Here is a 17,163-nt window from a genome sequence, read left to right as displayed (position 1 = left end):
CGCCGCCGTCACGAAGGCGGTGCCCGCACCGTGTACGCCCGGTCCCGGGCGGTGACCGTCCGGGGGGCGGGCGGTCAGGAGCGGACGGCGGCGGTGACGGGGGTCCCGTCGAGCACGCGCTGGACCTCGACGCGCTCGCGGGCGCGCTGCCGGTCCTCCAGGACGGAGGTCCAGGCGTTGCGGCGGGCGGTGCGCTGACCACCGCCGAGCAGCAGCGATTCCATGGCCAGCAGGGCGCCGGTCAGCGACGGCCTGCGCGGGGTGAGGGCGGCGGCGCGGACGGGCGCGGCCTCGACGGTCTCCGTGGTCACGGTCCCCCCTGGGATTCGTGGGCGGCGTAGGCGGCGGATCGGGTTCCAGCGTCCCCGAAAGGTGTTACCAGAGCGTGACTCACCGGTCAAAGCCGGATGAAAGAACTGCCCACGCCCGTCCCCCGGAGGGGCGGACGCGGGCAGTGGGGCGCATCGCCGCTCAGACCGCCTGGGCGGCGCCGAGGCCCTCGGTGGCGCGCTGCTCGACGGCCATCCCGTAGAGCCGGCCGGCGCGGTACGAGGAGCGGACCAGCGGGCCGGACATGACGCCGGCGAAGCCGATCTCCTCGGCCTCCTTCTGGAGCTCGACGAACTCGTGCGGCTTGACCCAGCGCTCCACGGGGTGGTGGCGCACGGAGGGGCGCAGGTACTGGGTGATGGTGATCAGCTCGCAGCCGGCGCCGTGCAGGTCGCGCAGGGCCTCGCTGATCTCCTCACGGGTCTCGCCCATGCCGAGGATCAGGTTGGACTTGGTGACCAGGCCGAACTCGCGGGCCTTGGTGATGACCTCGAGGGAGCGCTCGTAGCGGAAGCCGGGGCGGATCCGGCGGAAGATCCGCGGGACCGTCTCGACGTTGTGCGCGAAGACCTCGGGGCGGGACTCGAAGACCTGCTGGAGCAGCTCGGGCACCGCGTTGAAGTCGGGGGCCAGCAGCTCGACCTTGGTCCGGCCGTCGGCGCGGCCGGCGGTCTGCTGGTGGATCTGGCGGACGGTCTCCGCGTAGAGCCAGGCGCCGCCGTCCTCGAGGTCGTCGCGGGCGACGCCGGTGATGGTGGCGTAGTTCAGGTCCATGGTGACCACGGACTCGCCCACGCGGCGGGGCTCGTCGCGGTCGAGCGCCTCCGGCCGGCCGGTGTCGATCTGGCAGAAGTCGCAGCGCCGGGTGCACTGGTCGCCGCCGATGAGGAAGGTCGCCTCGCGGTCCTCCCAGCACTCGTAGATGTTGGGGCAGCCGGCTTCCTGGCAGACCGTGTGCAGCCCCTCGCTCTTCACGAGGTTCTGCATCTTGGTGTACTCGGGACCCATCTTCGCCCGGGTCTTGATCCACTCGGGCTTGCGCTCGATGGGGGTCTGGCTGTTCCGGACCTCCAGGCGCAACATCTTGCGTCCGTCGGGTGCGACTGCGGACACATCGGCTCCCTGTGACTTCGGTTCGTAGGCGTAACCAGCGTACGCCGCCTTGTTTCGGTGTCCGTCCCGAGGCCGGGGTTTCGGACGTGGGGTGGCTCTCACCCACCCCGCCCCTGTCACAAGGCTCGGACGGTGGCCGCGAATTCCCCTTCGAGGCCGCGCAGCAGGGCCGTGTTGAGCGTGAAGGCGCGGCGGCACTCGTCCACCACACGGCGCCTGCCGTCGTCGTCCAGGGGGAGGGCGTCCAGCCGGGCGCGGTAGTCGCGCTTGAAGGCGGCCGGGTTCGGGATGCCGTCGAAGACGTAGAAGCGCACGCCGTCGCCCTTGCGGGCGAAGCCCCAGGTCTTCTCGGCCGTGCCGCGGATGATCTGGCCGCCGGAGAGGTCGCCCAGGTAGCGGGTGTAGTGGTGGGCGACGTAGCCGGCCGGCCAGTCCCGGGCGCAGGCGGCGATCCGGGCGGCGTACTCCTCGGTCACGGGCAGCGGGACGGCCTCCCGCCGACGACCCGGGCCGCGCAGGTGGGCGAGGTCGCGTTCCAGGGCGGGCAGCCGCATCAGCTCGGGGCGGACGAACGGTCCGGCCACCGGGTCGTCGCGCAGCGCGGCGGCGGACTCCTCCAGGGCGCGGTACACGAAGTACAGCTGCTCGGTGTAGCGGGCGTACCCCTCCAGGCCGAGGTCGCCGGCGAGCATGGCGCTCAGGAAGCCGCTGCTCTCCGCCTCCGTGTGCTGGGCGCGGGTGGCGGTGCGTATGAGCTCCGAGAAGGGGCGCACGGTGTCGTCCATGCGCCCCAGTGTGCCCGCCCGACCGGGCCGCGCGGTCAGACGGAGGCGGCGGGCTCCGTCTCGCGGGGGCGGAGCTCGGCGTCCTCCAGCACCTCGCGCAGGTGCTTCTCGATCACCGGCAGCACCTCGGCGACGGTGACGTCCCGGCCCAGCTCCGCGGCGAGCGAGGTGACGCCGGCGTCGCGGATGCCGCAGGGGATGATCCGGTCGAACCAGGTGGTGTCCGGGTTGATGTTCATGGCGAACCCGTGCATGGTCACGCCCTTGGAGACCCGGACGCCGATCTGCGCCAGCTTGCGGTCCTCACGGCGCTGGCCGGCGTTGGAGGGCGCGTACTCGGGGCCGTTGAGACGGGGGTCGAACTCCTCGTCCGTCATCCGCGGGTCCAGGTCGAGGGAGAGCCCGCCCAGCGACGGCCGCTGTTCCACCGGGTCGCCCAGCACCCACACGCCGCTGCGGCCCTCGATCCGGGTGGTCTCCAGGCCGAACTCCGCGCAGGTGCGGATCATGGCCTCCTCCAGCCGCCGGACGTGGGCCACCACGTCGACGGGGCGGGGGAGCTTCTGGATGGGGTAGCCGACGAGCTGGCCGGGGCCGTGCCAGGTGATCTTGCCGCCGCGGTCCACGTCGATCACCGGGGTGCCGTCCAGCGGGCGCTCGCTCTCCGCGGTGCGCCGGCCGGCCGTGTAGACCGGCGGGTGCTCCAGGAGCAGCACGGTGTCGGGGATCTCGTCGGCGAAGCGCGCCGCGTGCACCCGGCGCTGCTCCTCCCACGCCTGCGTGTACTCGACGGCCTCGGCGCCGAACCCCACGCGTACGAACCGCACCTCACCCACGGAAACCTCCAGGCGTACTCCGGACCCGGCCACGGCAGGCGGCCCCTCTCACTGTAAGTGGTCCGGTCCGGACCGGACCGTTCGGCTTCGTCTGGGTCGACATCGGCAGGGGCGAAGCGTCACTTCCGGATAGGAAACTCACCCGTTAGAGCGAACGAATGGGGAAGTGTGCGATGAGCTGCCTACTCTCCGCTACATTCACGCCGTTCACTGGCCATAACGGCTGCTCATAGGCAATCCGGGCGCCCCACGGGGCTCGCCACGGAAGGCAGGAGACCGCACCGCAGATGACGGAACGACCCGCGCAGCGCACTCCCAACCGCCAGCTCGCCGCGCTCATCGCAGAGGCGGGATTCTCCAACGCGGGACTGGCCCGGCGCGTGGACCAGCTGGGACTCGAGCACGGCCTCGACCTGCGGTACGACAAGACGTCCGTCACCCGGTGGCTCCGCGGCCAGCAGCCCCGGGGGACGACACCGGCGCTGATCGCGGAGGTCTTCACCCGCCGCCTCGGGCGCCGGCTGACCGCGCAGGACCTCGGCCTGGACGCGTGTGCCCCGGTCTACGCCGGGCTGGAGTTCGCGGCGACGCCCGAGGAGGCCGTGGACATCGTCGGCGGCCTGTGGCGCAAGGACTCCGGCAGCCACGCGGAGCTCCGCAAGATCGCCTTCACCCCGGCGGGGCTGGTGGTGCCCAGCCGGGACTGGCTGATCGGCCGTCCCGACGACCGGGTCGGCCGGGGCGAGCCGCCCGCGGGCGCCGTGCGGGTGCCGGCGCAGGCCCGTCCCGGACGGGAGGCGGGCGGGACCCTGGCCGCGGTGCCCCGGCAGCGGGGCGGGCGCGGCGGCGAGCGGGTGGCCGAGCGGGGCCCGGGCCAGCGGGTCACCGGCGGCGACGTGGCGGCGCTGCGGTCGGTGGGCGAGCTGTTCCGCTCCCTCGACCACGCCTACGGCGGCGGGCACGCCCGGCAGGCGCTGGTGCGGTACCTGGAGCACGAGGCCGAGCCGATGCTGCGCGGCGCCTACGGGGAGAAGCTGGGGCGGCGGCTGTTCGGCGCGGTGGCCGACCTCACGCGGCTGGCCGGGTGGACCTCGTACGACATCGGGGCGCACGGGCTGGCCCAGCGGTACTTCGTGCAGGCGCTGCGGCTCAGCCAGGCGGCGGGCGACCGGATGTACGGGGCGTACGTGCTGGTGTCGATGAGCCGGCAGGCCGTGTACCTGGGCCACGGGCGTGAGGCGGTGCAGCTCGCGCGGGTGGCGCAGCAGGGGGCCGGCGGCTCGGCGCCGCCGGTGGTCCAGGCGCTGCTGCACGCGGTGGAGGCGCGGGCGCACGGGGTGCTGGGCGAGGTCCGGGCCTGCACGGCGGCGCTGGTGCGGGCGGAGCGGGCGCTGGAGGCGGCGCGGCCGCAGGAGGAGGTCCCGCCGTGGGCCCGCTTCTTCGACGAGGCGCAGCTCGCCGACGAGTTCGGGCACTGCCACCGGGACCTCCAGCAGTACCGGGCGGCGGCGCAGTACGCGGAGCGGTCCCTGCAGCTGCGGGCCCCGGCGTACGCGCGGAGCCGGCTGTTCTGCCGGCTGGTGCTGGCGTCGGCGCGGCTGGGGCTCGGCGAGCTCGACCAGGCGTGCCAGCTGGGTGCGGAGGCGGCGGGGCAGGCGGCGGAGATGCGGTCGGTGCGGGCGGTGGAGTACGTGCGGGACTTCGAGCGGCGGCTCGAGCCGTACAAGGACGCCGCGCCGGTCCGCACGTACCGCGACCGCGTGGCCACCCTCCTCTGAGCCGCGGTCCCTGCCTCGACCCCGGCCCCCGCGGCGTGCGCCCCGCGCCGCGGGGGCCGCGTGCGTGCGTGCGCGAGCCCCCGCGGGGCGGCCGGGCCCCGGTGCGGCGAGCCGTTCCGCGCGGACCCACCGCCTGCGCCCACCCGTGCCGCCCCGGCGGCACGACTGCCCGCAGGATGCGCCCACGGGCCCCGCATCCGGCGCGGGACCTCGCGGGGGAGCCCCGCGGGGTCGTGGCTTACGCTGCCCCCGACCAGATGGTTGGCCTATGAACACAAGAGGGGGCGCGCCGCCCGTATGGACCCGACGAACGACGCCGCCGCGTTCTTCACCGCCGACGGGGACACCCTGCTCCCCGGCGAGCACGCCCGGAGCTGGTGGACCCCCGACGCCGTGCACGGCCGTCTCCTCGGCGGGCTCCTCGCCCGCGCCCTGGAGCGCGAGCACAGCGCGGAGGGCCTCCACTTCGCCCGCCTCACCGTCGACCTCTTCCGCGCCTGCCCCTTCGCCCCGCTGCGCGTGACCACGGAACGGATCCGCGACGGCCGCCGCATCCGCGTGGCCGACGCGGTGGTCCACGGCGCGAACGGCGTCGCCGCCCGTGCGAGCGCCGTGCTGCTGCGCCGGGGCGAGCAGCCCGCCGGTCCCGTCCCGGCGACCCCGGACTGGGACGCCCCGCCCCCGGAGGAGATCGCGCCCGTGCGGCACGGCATGCCGTGGAACCTCTGGCTGTTCGGCGGCGACAACCGGCCCGTGGAGAGCTGGGACGGCGTCGCCGAACGCCGGGCCTGGCTGCGCGACGAGGCCGAGCTGGTCGCGGGCGAGGCGCTCTCGCCGTTCGTCCGGGTCGCCCTCGCCGCCGACACGGCCAGTCCGATGGCCCACCGGTCCGACGACGACCTGGAGTTCATCAACGCGGATTACACGCTGACGCTGGCTCGTCTCCCGCTCAGCGACGCCATAGGGTTCCAGGCCACGGCGCACAGCAGCGAGGAGGGCGTCGCGGTCGGCCACTGCACCCTGTACGACACGGCCGGCCCGATCGGTTACGCGATGACCACCGCCCTCGCCAACGCCCGCCACGCCTGAACGTCCTGATCGTCCAAGGAGACCTCGGTGCCCAACCACGGTGACTGGCAACTCGGCATCTACCTCGACGGGTTGACCGGGAAGATGCCCGACCACCCGATGGCGTACGCCGACCTGGAGCGCCGCGCCGAGCAGGTGATGCCGCCGGAGCTGTGGTCCTACGTGGCCGGCGGCGCCGGGGACGAGCGCACCCAGAACGCCAACGTGGCGGCCTTCGACCGCTGGGGCCTGATGCCCCGGATGCTGGCCGGTGCCGCCGAACGCGACCTGTCCACCGAGCTGTTCGGCCGACGGCTGCCGACGCCCCTGATGCTCGCCCCGGTGGGCGTGATCGGTCTGTGCGACCTGGCCGAGGGCCGGGGCGACCTGGTGACCGCCCGCGCGGCGGCCGCCACCGGCGTCCCGATGATCGCCTCCACGCTCTCCCAGGACCCGCTGGAGGACGTGGCGCGCGAACTCGGCGACACCCCGGGGTGGTTCCAGCTCTACCCGCCGAACGACCCCGAGCTGACGGAGAGCCTGGTCCGCCGCGCGGAGGCGGCCGGTTACTCGGCGATCGTCGTCACCCTGGACACCCTGACCCTGGGCTGGCGCCCGCGCGACCTGTCCATCGCCAGCTTCCCGCAGCTCAAGGGCCAGTGCCTCGCCAACTACTTCAGCGACCCGGTGTTCCGCTCCCGGCTCGCCGCGCCGCCGGAGGAGGACCCCGAGGCGGCCACCGGCCACTGGGCGATGATCTTCGGCAACCAGCGGCTGACCTGGGACGACCTGGACCGGCTGCGCTCCCTGACCTCCCTGCCGGTGCTGCTGAAGGGCATCTGCTCCCCCGAGGACGCCCGGCGGGCCGTGGACAGCGGCGTGGACGGGATCTACTGCTCCAACCACGGCGGGCGTCAGGCCAACGGCGGCCTGCCCGCCCTGGACTGCCTGCCGGAGGTGGTCGACGCGGCGGGCGAGGTGCCGGTGATCTTCGACTCCGGCGTCCGGAGCGGCCCCGACGTGGTCAAGGCGCTGGCCCTCGGCGCCCGCGCCGTGGCGATCGGCCGCCCCTACGGTTACGGCCTCGCGGTGGGCGGCCAGGCCGGCGTGGAGCACGTGCTGCGCTGCCTCCTCGCCGAGCTCGACCTCACCCTCGCCATCGACGGCTACGCCTCCACCGCCGCGCTGACCCGCGACGACCTCCGGCCCGTGCGGTGAGCCGGTGACCTGGGACGACTACGCCGGCGCCCTGCGGCTCACCGTGGGGGAAGGCGTCGAGCGGGTGGTCGGCGGCCTGGACGCCGACCCCGAGGCGTGGCTCGCCCTGGACCACGGCGTCCGCGAGGCCTGCCGGGACGCCGCCTGGAACCCCGGCCACGCACGGTGGCGGGCCCTGCGGGAACTGCGGCCGCGGGAGGGCGCGTACACCCCGCCGGCCCTCGCCTTCGCCCTCTGCCACGGGGACGGCCGGATCCGCGAGAAGGCGCTGAAGGAGGCCGAGGCGCGCCCCGAGGTGCTGCCGCTGGTGGTCGTCCGGTGCGCGGACTGGGCGGGTCCCGTCCGGCTGCGGGCCCGGGGCCTGCTGCGCGGGATGCTGACCGTCGAGCGGGCCGTGGCCCTCACGCCGCTGGTGCTGCGCCTGGGGCGCCGGGCCCAGGGCGCGACCGCGGTCGGCCTGGTGCGCGACGCCCTGCGGCCCGCCTCGGCGGACGAACTCGGGCCGCTGCTGCGGCACCCGAACCGGTGGGTGCGGCGCTTCGCCGTCGAACTCGCCGTCTCCGCGAGCCTGTTCACCGCCGTCGAACTGGCCCGCGCGGCCGCCGGCGACCCCGACGTGGTCGTCCAGGACCTCTGCGCCGACGCGGCGCTGGCCGCGTTGCCTGAGGACGAGGCCGGCCGCGACGCCGTCCTGGAGCCGCTGCTCACCGCCCGCAACTCCCGCGCCCGCTCCACCGGCGTCACCGCGCTGCGCCGCGCGGGCCGGCCCGGGCGGGCCGAGGCCTTCCTGACCGACCGCTCCCCCGTGGTCAGGGCGTGCGCGCGCTGGGTGCTGCGGGAGCACGGGATCGACCCGCTCCCCCGCTACCGGGCCCTGTGCGCGGACCCCGCCGACCCGGCGGTCCCGCGCGGCGCGCCGGCGGGACTCGCCGAGTGCGGCGGGCGGGAGGACGCCCTGCTGCTGCGGCCGCTGCTGGCGCACCCGGCGCCGGCCGTCCGGGCCGGGGCGGTGGCCGCGCTGCGCGGCGTGGACGCACTGGACCGGGCGGAGCTCCTGCCGCTGCTGGACGACCCGTCGGCCGCCGTGGTGCGGGAGGCCGCCGCGGCGCTCCTGCCGGACGCCGACGCCCTCGACCCGGACGCCCTGAGCCGGATGCTGGAGCCCGGCGGTCCCCCGCACCGGCGCCGGGCGGCGTTCCGGCTGCTCGTCGCGCACGGCGGGCTGCCCGCGCTACGGGCTGCGGTGGACCTGCTGGACGACCCGGAGGAGCCCACGCGCAACCGGGCGGCGCGGTGTCTCGCCACGTGGGAGCCCCCGCCCGGCCTGCCCAAGAGCGACCCCGAGGTGGCGGCGCTGCTCGGGCGTGGCCGGCACCGCGTCCCCCGCTCCCGGCTGCCGTTCCTGGCGTGGGCGACCGGCGTCGACCTCGCCCGGTGAGCGGACGCGTCACGCCCCGGCCGCGGACGGCCGGGGCGTGACGTGTGTGCGTACGTACGGACGGGCGGACGGGGTGTCAGTGTGCCTGGAGCAGCGCGCGGACCAGGCGGCAGGTGGCCGGGGACGGCGGGTGGACGCCGATCAGCTGGGCGGCCAGGTGGACGACCTCGTCCGGGGCCTGGCGCGGGGTGTGGAAGCCCAGGTCGAGCAGGGCGATCGCCAGCCGCATCGCCTTCAGGCGGCGGTTGTGGTCGACGTACCACTCACGCGGCCGGCCCGGGGGCAGCGGACGCTTCTGGACGGGCACGTAGGGACGGTCGAGCGGAACGGGACGCTTGGCGGTGGACCGGGTGGAACGGGCCTTGGGCCGGGTGGTGGAAGCGGCAGCGGGCACAGGCAATCCTCCTGTCGCGGTCGGGTCGCCCGACGGGCCGGCGGAAGGCCCGCCGAACTCCCTCGAACATGTATTCATTCTACTGCCTGGCACTGACAAAGTCCCTGGCCAGAACGGGTGTTGGGGCCCCGGTGGCGGGTGGGGGAAACGAGTTCCGCGGGCGGCCCGGCGACGTATCGTGAGGCCATGGAGATCTGGATCAACCCCGCCTGCTCGAAGTGCCGCAGCGCCCTCTCGGTGCTCGACGCGGAGGGCGCCGACTACACCGTCCGCCGCTACCTGGAGGACGTCCCCACCGAGGACGAGATCCGGGCCGTGCTGGACCGGCTCGGGCTGGAGCCGTGGGAGATCACGCGGACCCAGGAGGCCGCGGCGAAGGAGCTCGGGCTCAAGGAGTGGCCGCGGGACGCCGGTGCGCGGGACCGGTGGATCACCGCGCTGGCCTCCCACCCGAAGCTGATCCAGCGCCCGATCGTCACCGCCGACGACGGCACGGCGGTGGTGGCCCGGTCGGAGGAGGCGGTACGGGAGGCGCTGGCGCGCGGCCCACGGAAGCACTGAGGGCCCAGCGGCGCCCCACGGGCGCGAGACCCCCGCGACACAGGGACCTGAGCCCCCGGCGGCGCACACGGGCCCGAGGCCCCAGCGGCCCACAGGCGCGAGCCCCCAGCGGCACACGGGCCCGCGGCCCCGGCAGCGCACGGGCGCGAGACCCCAGCGGCACAGGGGCGGCGAGGGCCCAGCGGCACACGGCCTGAGCCCCCAGCGGCGCACACGGGACCGCGGCCCCCGCGGGCCGGCGCACGAGCCTCAGGCCCCAGCGGCGTACGGACGCGAGGCCCCCGCAGCGCACGGGACCGCGGCCCCCGCCGGGGCGGCGCACGCGGCCCCTTCGCTCCGAACGGGCGGCCCCGGCGGCCGGGTTGACGGTGGCCGCTGCTACCGTCCGCGCCCATGAACCACGGTGACCACCACACCCCCGCCGGCCCCGGCCCCGCCGCCCAGGGACCGCAGCCCTACGACCCCTGGCAGCCGGCGGCCTGGCAGGGGCAGGCGGCCGAGCACGCCGCGTGGCAGGCGGAGCAGCACCGGCTGCGCGAGGAGGAGCGGCGGCGCCGCACCCGCCGCACCGCCGTCGCGGCGGCGGTCGTCGTGGTGGCCGCGGTGGTGGCCCTGGGCGCGGTCTTCTGGCCCGGCGGGAACAGCGCCTCCGGCGACGTCTCCGCGCTCCCCTCGGCGTCGGCCGCTCCGGCGGACGGAACCTCGCCTCCCCCGGTGGACGTGGAGATACCGGACGACGCGCCTCCCGCCCTCGCGGAGGCGCTGCGGAGGCCGGTCATCACCCCGGAGCAGGCCTTCCCCGACACCTCGGTGACGACCCGGGACACCACCTACCGCCGCGTCGACGCCTCCACCACCACCGACTGCACGAACTGGATGTCGCAGCAGCTCGCCGACCTGATCGCCCAGGGCGGGCCCTGCGCCCGGCAGAGCGCCGCGCTCTACACCGACCCCTCCGGGAAGGCGCAGGTCACGGTCACCGTGCTGAGCTTCGCGCGGCAGGAGGACGCGATCCGGGTCTTCTCGATGGCCGCGATGGACCCGGTGAGCTACCAGGTGGTGGCCCTCGACCCGCCGCCGGCCTCCGGCCTGGACCCGGTGCCGCCGGGCTCCGCGGGCGTCTTCCGCCGGGTGATGACCGTCCGCTCCGTGGTCTTCGCGAGCGGACAGTGGACCGACGGCGCGGAGACCGGCGAGAAGGAGCTGACCGCGCACACCGAGCGCTTGCTGGAGCATGTCAACGCCACCGTGGTGGCCCACGAGGACCCCGCCGCGGGCGGGTGAACGGACGGGCCCTACCCCCTCCGGGCACGGGTCAAGCCCATCGCATACGAGCCGACGGCCCCCGCCGGGGCCGCGCCGGACGGGGGCCGTCGCGTCGTCCCGTGCGGCGTCACCGGGACGCCTCACACACCCGTACGGGTGGCGGGGACGGTAGGTAACACGGGGTTCACACGAGAGCAATGGCCGGGAAATCGCCTCTTGACAGTCTGCGGGACATACCGGCGCACCGATGCCGCAGCGCCTCGCCCCGCGACTGACCGTCCCGCACGGTCGAGACCACCCGAAGGATGTGGCCCGTGACCTTCAAGGCTGAGTACATCTGGATCGACGGCACCGAGCCGACGGCCAAGCTCCGTTCCAAGACGAAGATCCTGTCCGACGACGCCAAGGGTGCCGAGCTGCCGATCTGGGGCTTCGACGGCTCCAGCACCAACCAGGCCGAGGGCCACGCCTCCGACTGCGTGCTCAAGCCGGTCTTCTCCTGCCCCGACCCGGTGCGCGGCGGCGACGACATCCTGGTGCTCTGCGAGGTCCTGAACATCGACCTGACGCCGCACCCGAGCAACACCCGTGCCGCGCTGGTCGAGGTCGCCGGGCGCTACGCCGCCCAGGAGCCGATCTTCGGCATCGAGCAGGAGTACACGTTCTTCAAGGACAGCTACCCGCTGGGCTTCCCGCGCGGCGGCTTCCCGGCCCCGCAGGGCGGCTACTACTGCGGCGTCGGCGCGGACGAGATCTTCGGCCGTGAGATCGTCGAGAAGCACCTGGACAACTGCCTGAAGGCGGGTCTGGGCATCTCCGGCATCAACGCCGAGGTCATGCCGGGCCAGTGGGAGTTCCAGGTCGGCCCGCTCTCCCCGCTCGAGGTCTCGGACCAGCTCTGGATCGCCCGCTGGCTGCTCTACCGCACCGCCGAGGACTTCGGCGTGGCCGCCACCCTCGACCCCAAGCCGGTCAAGGGCGACTGGAACGGCGCCGGCGCGCACACCAACTTCTCCACCAAGGCCATGCGCGAGGGCTACGACGCCATCATCACGGCCTGCGAGTCCCTCGGTGAGGGCTCCAAGCCGCTGGACCACGTCAAGAACTACGGCGCCGGCATCGACGACCGCCTGACCGGCCTGCACGAGACCGCCCCGTGGGACAAGTACTCCTACGGCGTCTCCAACCGCGGCGCCTCGGTGCGCATCCCGTGGCAGGTCGAGAAGGACGGCAAGGGCTACATCGAGGACCGCCGTCCGAACGCCAACGTCGACCCGTACGTGGTGACCCGCCTGATCGTGGACACCTGCTGCGAGGCCCTGGAGAAGGCCGGCCAGGTCTGACCCGGCCGCGGGAGGCACGTCCCGCGCGCAGCACCCGGGGAAGGGGGCGCCCGCCAACTGGTGGACGCCCCCTTCCCCTTGGGCGTGACTCTGCTTCAATGGAGCCCATCAACGGCATCGGAGGTGTGGCATGACAGGTCGGTTCGACCTCGAGCCCTTCTGGCCGTCGCGTCAGCACCACGACTTCGACCGGGTGTGTCGCCGCGCGACCTGCGCGCCGGCCCGCTGACGTTCCCCTTCTCCTGAGGCCCCTTGGGCCTCGTCGGCCCAGCCGCCGCGCGTGATCCACGTCCCGTCCGACGTCCTTCCGCGCGAAAGAGCTGATTCCCATGGCGACCACGCACGCCTCCGACCTCCACGTCCCCGCCCCGCACGCCTCCGTGCCGCACGCCCCCACCACGCACGGGTCCACCGCGCACACCTCCACCGCGCACGGGTCCGTCCCGCACCTCGCCGACCCCGCCGGACGCCGCCGTCTGCGGGCGGTGGGGTTGGGGGCCACGGCCGCCTCCACGGCCGCGGCCGTCGTCGAGCAGGTCCTGCCGCCGGGGGCCACCTGGCTGCCCGCTCCCCCGCAGGCGGTGCCCACGCTGCCGGGGCAGCCGCCGATGGTGGGCTACCTGGTGCTGGTCCCCGCCGACCGGCAGCCGCCGTTCCTGCGTGACGCGGCCGCCACCGGGTTCGCCGCCCCGCACGACGCGGCCGCCACGGGCACGCCGCCCGGGGCCGCGCCCGCGGACGGCGACGTGATCCGGGTGGACGTGCCGCGGCGGACCGCCGAGGTCGACGGGCGGCCGCTGGACCTCACCTACCTGGAGTTCGAACTCCTCGCCCACCTGGTCGCCCACCCCCACCGGGTGCACACCCGGGACCAACTGGTGGCCACCGTCTGGGGCTACGGCCACGTCGGCGACGGCCGCACCGTCGACGTCCACATCGCCCGGCTCCGCCGCAAGCTGGGCGCCGAGTACCGGCAGTCGATCCGGACCGTCCGCCGGGTCGGCTACAAGTACACGCCCCCGCAGGCAGGTTGATCCTCCGGGATGGGCCTCCCCCCGCGGTCCGGTCCATGGCAGGGTGATCGTCATGGACCGGATCACGGTGGACACACCGAAGGACGAGCGGAACTGGGACGAGCGGGACTGGGACGAGCGCGTCACGGCCGCGTGGGCGAGGCTCGACGCGTACCCGCCCACCGACGAGGGCGCCGAGAGGTTCCGGGAGTCGATCGGAATCCTGGCCGACGAGCTGCCGGACGACCACCCGTACGGACTGTTCGAGCGCGCGTGCGCCTGGGACTCGACCGGACGTTCCGATCTCGCCGTTCCGCTCTACCGGCGGGCGCTGGACGGCGGACTCGACGGCTACAAGGGCCGCCGGGCCCGCGTCCAGCTCGCCAGTTCGCTGCGGAACGTGGGCCGGGCCGAGGAGGGACTCGCCCTGCTCGAACCCGAACTGACCGCACCGTCCGACAAGTTGGACGACGCGGTCCGGTGCGTCCTGGCGCTCTGCCTCTCCTCGCTCGGGCGGGACCGGGAGGGCCTGTCCCTGGTGCTCGAGGCCATGGCCGCCCATCTGCCGCGCTACCAGCGGTCGATGGCCGCCTACGCCCGGGTGCTGCGCGACGGGTGAGGGACGACTCTCCCACCAACGGGTGACCAACGCTCGATTCGCTCGTTCTGCTGAACGTGCAGCCACAGCATGTCGCCTCCCGTCCGCCCGCCCGCAAGACCCGCCCGCACCGCACCGGCGGGGGCCTCGACGTCGAACAGGCCGAGGCCGCGCTCGTCGAGCACTATCCACGGCTGGTCCGGCTCGCGTACCTGCTGCTGCCGGCCGACCTCGACCGCGGCCGGCGGGTCCTCGTCGCGCACGCCGTCACCCAGCGCGCCCTGCCCAAGGGCAGGACGCCGCCGTCGGTGATCCCCGCCCAGGCGCAGGGCCGGGAGGGCGACCCGGGGTACGCGGTGGTGCGCATGCGCATCGTGCGGGCCGCGCAGGACGCCGGGGGGAGGCGGCGGCTGCTGCCCCGGCTCTCGCAGCTCCCGCCGCTGCTGCCCCAGGTCTGGGGGCTGCGGCTGTTCCCCCGCTCGGGCGGCGCGGGCGAGCTGGCGCTGGAGCAGCGCCTGTCCGCCCTCTCCCCGGCCGGGCGTGCCGCGTACGTGCTGCGCGGGCTGGAGCGGCTGCCGGACGACGAGGTCCGCGAGGTCCTGGAGTCGGCGGGGGTGGAGAACCCGTACACGGCGGTCCGCGAGGCGGACAAGGTGCCGGTGCAGTACACGCTGCTGGACTCCCCCGAGTTCGACCCCTGCGCCCTCCAGGCCCGGCCGACCGACCTGATGCGCCGCCGTCAGCACACCAAGGCCGCCCTGGCCGCCGCGGCGGCGGCCGCCGTCTGCGCCGCCCTGGTGCTGATGCCCGGGGAGGGCTGGGGGCCGGACGGCGCGGCCGCCCCGCCCTACGCCAGCAACCCGGCGGCGCGGGCCGCCCTGGACCCGGGCGAGCTCACCCGCGCCGCCCCCGCCGCCTGGAAGACCTCGCCCCGCCTGGACTTCTCGGCCTGGCCCGCGCGGGGCGCGCTGGCCGATGACGAGCGGCTGCTGCGCCGCGCGCTGGCCGTCTGGGCGCGTCCTGGGCGGACGGTGCAGGTCTCCGCGACCACCGGCACGCCCTCCGGCGCTCCCGCGGGGCCGCCGCAGCTGCTCTACGCCGGCGAGGTCGACGGCGCCCGGGTGGTGCTGCTCCACGACGGGCTGCGGATCGTCCGGTACGCGGAGCCGGCCACCGGCACCACCGGCGCGGCCCTGGACTTCGCCCGGGTCGACGGCGCCTCCGACGTCACCGCGAGCGCGGTGGTGGTGGGCCGCTCCGACGGCAACGTCCGTTACCTGCTGGCTCCGTGGGTCACCGGGGCGGCCGGCCGGGACCTGCTGGGCACCGGGGACGGGGCGCGCAAGCAGCCGCTGGACATCGGCCCGGACGGGGTCACCTCGCCGCTGGCCGGCCCGGTGCAGCAGCAGCCCGGCGCCTGCACGGCGTGGAACGCCCTGGAGCTCACCGGGGACGGCGGCCGCCGGATGGTCACCGACCTGGGCGAGCTCACCCCGGCCGCTCTGACGGTGGGCGATCCGGGGTCGGCCCCCGCCGACTTCGGCCCGAAGTCGCGGCAGGCCTGGCAGCCGCTGGCCTGCTCGCTGACCGGCATGCGCGGGCAGGGCGTCCGGTCGGTGAACGCCTGGCGGTTCGCCCAGCAGCCGCTGCCGGACGGCACCGGGACGGCGGCCTGGGTGTGCACGCGCTCGGAGACCTGGCGCGGCCGGGGCACGCAGGCGCTGGCCCAGTTCCGCCCGCCGGGCGTCGAGGCCGCCGCGGTCACCGCGAAGGGCACGGACGTCACGGACTGCGGGGCGCGGGATCCGCAGGTGGTCGCGGGCGTGCTGTGGAAGGCGTCGAGCGGCGCCTGGCACCTGCTGGCGGCGGGCGGCCCGCAGACGGCATCGGTCACGGCCTCCGGCGGGGTCCGCGCCGAGGCGCGGGGACGCTTCCTCAGCGCCCCGGCCGAGCAGGGGGCGCGCGCCGACCTCGAGGCGACCCTTTCCGACGGCCGGACGGTCGACGGGCTCGGCTGATGCGGCCCGGGGGGCTCGGGGGTCACGGAGGGCTCAGGGGGCTCGGAGGGCTCGGGGGGCCCAAAGGCCTCGGAACGCGCGGCGGCCGGGGGGCGGCCGGGAGAGCGGCTGGGAGGGTGGCCGGGAGGGCGGCTGGGAGGGTGGCCGGGAGGGCGGCCGTCACCGTCCTGACCCCGGCCATGGCCCCCGCTAAGGTGTTCGTATGACAACCGGGGTACGCCGCAGGATGGGGGTCGAGGAGCGGCGGCAGCAGTTGATCGACGTCGCGCTCGAGCTGTTCAGCCACCGCTCGCCCGACGAGGTCTCCATCGACGAGATCGCCGCCGCCGCGGGCATCTCGCGCCCCCTGGTGTACCACTACTTCCCCGGCAAGCTCAGCCTCTACGAGGCCGCCCTGAAGCTGGCCTCCCAGGAGCTGGCCGAGCGGTTCACCGAGCCCCGCGAGGGACCGCTGGGCGCCCGGCTGCTGCGGGTGATGCGCCGCTTCTTCGCCTTCGTCGACGATCACGGCCCGGGGTTCTCGGCGTTGATGCGCGGTGGCCCGGCGGTGGGTTCCTCCACCACCAACGCGCTGGTCGACGGGGTGCGGCAGGTGGCCTTCGAGCAGATGCTGGCGCACCTGGAGATGGCCCCGCCGGTCTCGCCGCGGCTGGAGCTGCTGCTGCGGTCGTGGATCTCGCACGCCGAGTCGACGGCGCTGCTCTGGCTGGCCGACCGGGCGATCCCCCGCGAGGAGCTGGAGGTGCGGCTGGTGCACGACTTCGCCGCCCTGGCGGCGGTGGCCGCGACCTCCGACCCCGAGCTGGCGGCGCTGCTGCGCACGGTGCTGGCCCGGGAGCCGGAGGACAGTCCCTTCGTGGAGCTGATCGGCAAGCTGGTCGCGCTGGCGCCCTGAGGGGTGCCGCAGGGCCCTCCGGGGAGCGGGAGGAGTCCGTCAACGCTCGCGGGGAAGACGGCAGTTCATACCTGTCGGATCCTCCCCAGAGATGAGTGTGCTCCATGTCCTCCTTCGACCGGCCGCTGCCGAAGAACGGTCTCGCCATCCCCGCCCTGGTGCTCGGCGTCCTGGCGGTCGTCCTCTTCTGGACGGTGCTCGGCGGCATCCTGCTCGGGGTGCTCGCGGTGGTCTTCGGCATCCTCGGCATGCGCCGGGCCCGCCGCGGCGGCGCCCCGCACGGGGGCCTGTCGATCGCGGGCGCGGTGCTGGGGGGCCTCGGGCTGATCGCCTCGCTGGTGATCGTCGTCATCGGGGCGTCCATCGTCGGCTCGGACGAGTTCGCGAACCTCCAGGAGTGCGTGGAGCAGGCGCGGACGCAGGCGGAGATGGACCGGTGCGAGCGCGACTACGGCGACCAGGTCAACGACTGACGCGCCCCGGCCGGCCAACGGCCGACAGCGCACGGC

17 protein-coding genes are annotated in these 17,163 nt (G+C 75.1%); 12 read left to right on the top strand and 5 right to left on the bottom strand.

Going from position 1 to position 17,163, the window contains the following annotated elements; genetic code table 11:
* Positions 1-74: 74 nt before the first annotated feature.
* The 4 genes from ACWD3O_RS16905 to lipB all read right to left on the bottom strand — a co-directional run bounded on the left by ACWD3O_RS16905 (position 75) and on the right by lipB (position 3,064).
* Positions 75-311, bottom strand: coding sequence for an SCO2195 family GlnR-regulated protein (locus ACWD3O_RS16905; RefSeq protein ID WP_451413286.1), 237 nt, complete (start codon positions 309-311; stop codon positions 75-77).
* Between the two features lie 160 nt (positions 312-471).
* Positions 472-1,443 (bottom strand): lipoyl synthase, encoded by a 972-nt coding sequence (lipA, locus tag ACWD3O_RS16900; RefSeq protein ID WP_451416387.1) that lies wholly within the window; start codon positions 1,441-1,443, stop codon positions 472-474.
* Between the two features lie 116 nt (positions 1,444-1,559).
* Entirely contained in the window at positions 1,560-2,228 is a 669-nt protein-coding gene (locus ACWD3O_RS16895) for a biliverdin-producing heme oxygenase (RefSeq protein ID WP_451416386.1), read from the bottom strand.
* 35 nt (positions 2,229-2,263) lie between these two features.
* Positions 2,264-3,064, bottom strand: coding sequence for a lipoyl(octanoyl) transferase LipB (lipB, locus tag ACWD3O_RS16890; RefSeq protein WP_451413283.1), 801 nt, complete (start codon positions 3,062-3,064; stop codon positions 2,264-2,266).
* A gap of 287 nt (positions 3,065-3,351) precedes the next feature.
* Here lipB and ACWD3O_RS16885 point away from each other — a divergent pair, with 287 nt between their 5' ends.
* The 4 genes from ACWD3O_RS16885 to ACWD3O_RS16870 all read left to right on the top strand — a co-directional run bounded on the left by ACWD3O_RS16885 (position 3,352) and on the right by ACWD3O_RS16870 (position 8,566).
* On the top strand, positions 3,352-4,842 hold the full coding sequence (locus tag ACWD3O_RS16885; protein ID WP_451416385.1) for a regulator: 1,491 nt from the start codon (positions 3,352-3,354) through the stop codon (positions 4,840-4,842).
* A 297-nt stretch (positions 4,843-5,139) separates the two neighbouring features.
* Complete coding sequence (locus tag ACWD3O_RS16880; protein ID WP_451416384.1) at positions 5,140-5,931, top strand: acyl-CoA thioesterase domain-containing protein; 792 nt, start codon at positions 5,140-5,142, stop codon at positions 5,929-5,931.
* Positions 5,932-6,015: 84 nt separating this feature from the next.
* Positions 6,016-7,128 carry a lactate 2-monooxygenase gene (locus tag ACWD3O_RS16875; RefSeq protein ID WP_451413320.1) on the top strand — a complete coding sequence of 371 codons (1,113 nt, stop codon included), beginning with the start codon at positions 6,016-6,018 and terminating at the stop codon, positions 7,126-7,128.
* Positions 7,129-7,132: 4 nt separating this feature from the next.
* On the top strand, positions 7,133-8,566 hold the full coding sequence (locus tag ACWD3O_RS16870) for a hypothetical protein (protein ID WP_451416383.1): 1,434 nt from the start codon (positions 7,133-7,135) through the stop codon (positions 8,564-8,566).
* A gap of 76 nt (positions 8,567-8,642) precedes the next feature.
* Here the strand turns inward: ACWD3O_RS16870 and ACWD3O_RS16865 are convergent, their stop codons facing one another.
* Entirely contained in the window at positions 8,643-8,960 is a 318-nt protein-coding gene (locus ACWD3O_RS16865) for a hypothetical protein (protein WP_451416382.1), read from the bottom strand.
* Positions 8,961-9,146: 186 nt separating this feature from the next.
* Here ACWD3O_RS16865 and ACWD3O_RS16860 point away from each other — a divergent pair, with 186 nt between their 5' ends.
* The 8 genes from ACWD3O_RS16860 to ACWD3O_RS16825 all read left to right on the top strand — a co-directional run bounded on the left by ACWD3O_RS16860 (position 9,147) and on the right by ACWD3O_RS16825 (position 17,127).
* A complete protein-coding gene (locus ACWD3O_RS16860; protein WP_451416381.1) occupies positions 9,147-9,521 on the top strand; it encodes an arsenate reductase family protein in 375 nt (124 codons plus the stop codon).
* A gap of 393 nt (positions 9,522-9,914) precedes the next feature.
* Entirely contained in the window at positions 9,915-10,805 is an 891-nt protein-coding gene (locus ACWD3O_RS16855) for a hypothetical protein (protein WP_451416380.1), read from the top strand.
* A 296-nt stretch (positions 10,806-11,101) separates the two neighbouring features.
* Positions 11,102-12,130 carry a glutamine synthetase gene (gene glnII, locus ACWD3O_RS16850; RefSeq protein ID WP_356135258.1) on the top strand — a complete coding sequence of 343 codons (1,029 nt, stop codon included), beginning with the start codon at positions 11,102-11,104 and terminating at the stop codon, positions 12,128-12,130.
* A 329-nt stretch (positions 12,131-12,459) separates the two neighbouring features.
* Positions 12,460-13,164 (top strand): winged helix-turn-helix domain-containing protein, encoded by a 705-nt coding sequence (locus ACWD3O_RS16845; RefSeq protein ID WP_451416379.1) that lies wholly within the window; start codon positions 12,460-12,462, stop codon positions 13,162-13,164.
* A 52-nt stretch (positions 13,165-13,216) separates the two neighbouring features.
* Positions 13,217-13,762 (top strand): tetratricopeptide repeat protein, encoded by a 546-nt coding sequence (locus ACWD3O_RS16840; RefSeq protein WP_451416378.1) that lies wholly within the window; start codon positions 13,217-13,219, stop codon positions 13,760-13,762.
* A 56-nt stretch (positions 13,763-13,818) separates the two neighbouring features.
* On the top strand, positions 13,819-15,759 hold the full coding sequence (locus ACWD3O_RS16835) for a hypothetical protein (protein ID WP_451416377.1): 1,941 nt from the start codon (positions 13,819-13,821) through the stop codon (positions 15,757-15,759).
* Between the two features lie 202 nt (positions 15,760-15,961).
* Positions 15,962-16,654: a TetR/AcrR family transcriptional regulator gene (locus ACWD3O_RS16830; protein ID WP_451416376.1), complete on the top strand. Its 693-nt coding sequence runs from the start codon at positions 15,962-15,964 to the stop codon at positions 16,652-16,654.
* Positions 16,655-16,758: 104 nt separating this feature from the next.
* Positions 16,759-17,127, top strand: coding sequence for a DUF4190 domain-containing protein (locus tag ACWD3O_RS16825; protein WP_451413272.1), 369 nt, complete (start codon positions 16,759-16,761; stop codon positions 17,125-17,127).
* Positions 17,128-17,163 lie beyond the last annotated feature (36 nt).

This window comes from Streptomyces sp. NPDC002640, assembly GCF_053592575.1.
The sequence above is the reverse complement of the archived record's forward strand: the minus strand, read 5'-3'. Positions and strand labels throughout refer to the sequence as shown.

Excerpts from the sequence above, each read along its gene's own strand:
- ACWD3O_RS16860 (WP_451416381.1), top strand. The coding sequence starts at position 9,147 with ATGGAGATCTGGATCAACCCCGCCTGCTCGAAGTGCCGCAGCGCCCTC.
- ACWD3O_RS16880 (WP_451416384.1), top strand. The coding sequence starts at position 5,140 with ATGGACCCGACGAACGACGCCGCCGCGTTCTTCACCGCCGACGGGGAC.
- ACWD3O_RS16895 (WP_451416386.1), bottom strand. The coding sequence starts at position 2,228 with ATGGACGACACCGTGCGCCCCTTCTCGGAGCTCATACGCACCGCCACC.
- ACWD3O_RS16830 (WP_451416376.1), top strand. The coding sequence starts at position 15,962 with ATGACAACCGGGGTACGCCGCAGGATGGGGGTCGAGGAGCGGCGGCAG.
- ACWD3O_RS16840 (WP_451416378.1), top strand. The coding sequence starts at position 13,217 with ATGGACCGGATCACGGTGGACACACCGAAGGACGAGCGGAACTGGGAC.
- ACWD3O_RS16825 (WP_451413272.1), top strand. The coding sequence starts at position 16,759 with ATGTCCTCCTTCGACCGGCCGCTGCCGAAGAACGGTCTCGCCATCCCC.
- ACWD3O_RS16885 (WP_451416385.1), top strand. The coding sequence starts at position 3,352 with ATGACGGAACGACCCGCGCAGCGCACTCCCAACCGCCAGCTCGCCGCG.
- ACWD3O_RS16845 (WP_451416379.1), top strand. The coding sequence starts at position 12,460 with ATGGCGACCACGCACGCCTCCGACCTCCACGTCCCCGCCCCGCACGCC.
- ACWD3O_RS16875 (WP_451413320.1), top strand. The coding sequence starts at position 6,016 with ATGCCCGACCACCCGATGGCGTACGCCGACCTGGAGCGCCGCGCCGAG.
- ACWD3O_RS16855 (WP_451416380.1), top strand. The coding sequence starts at position 9,915 with ATGAACCACGGTGACCACCACACCCCCGCCGGCCCCGGCCCCGCCGCC.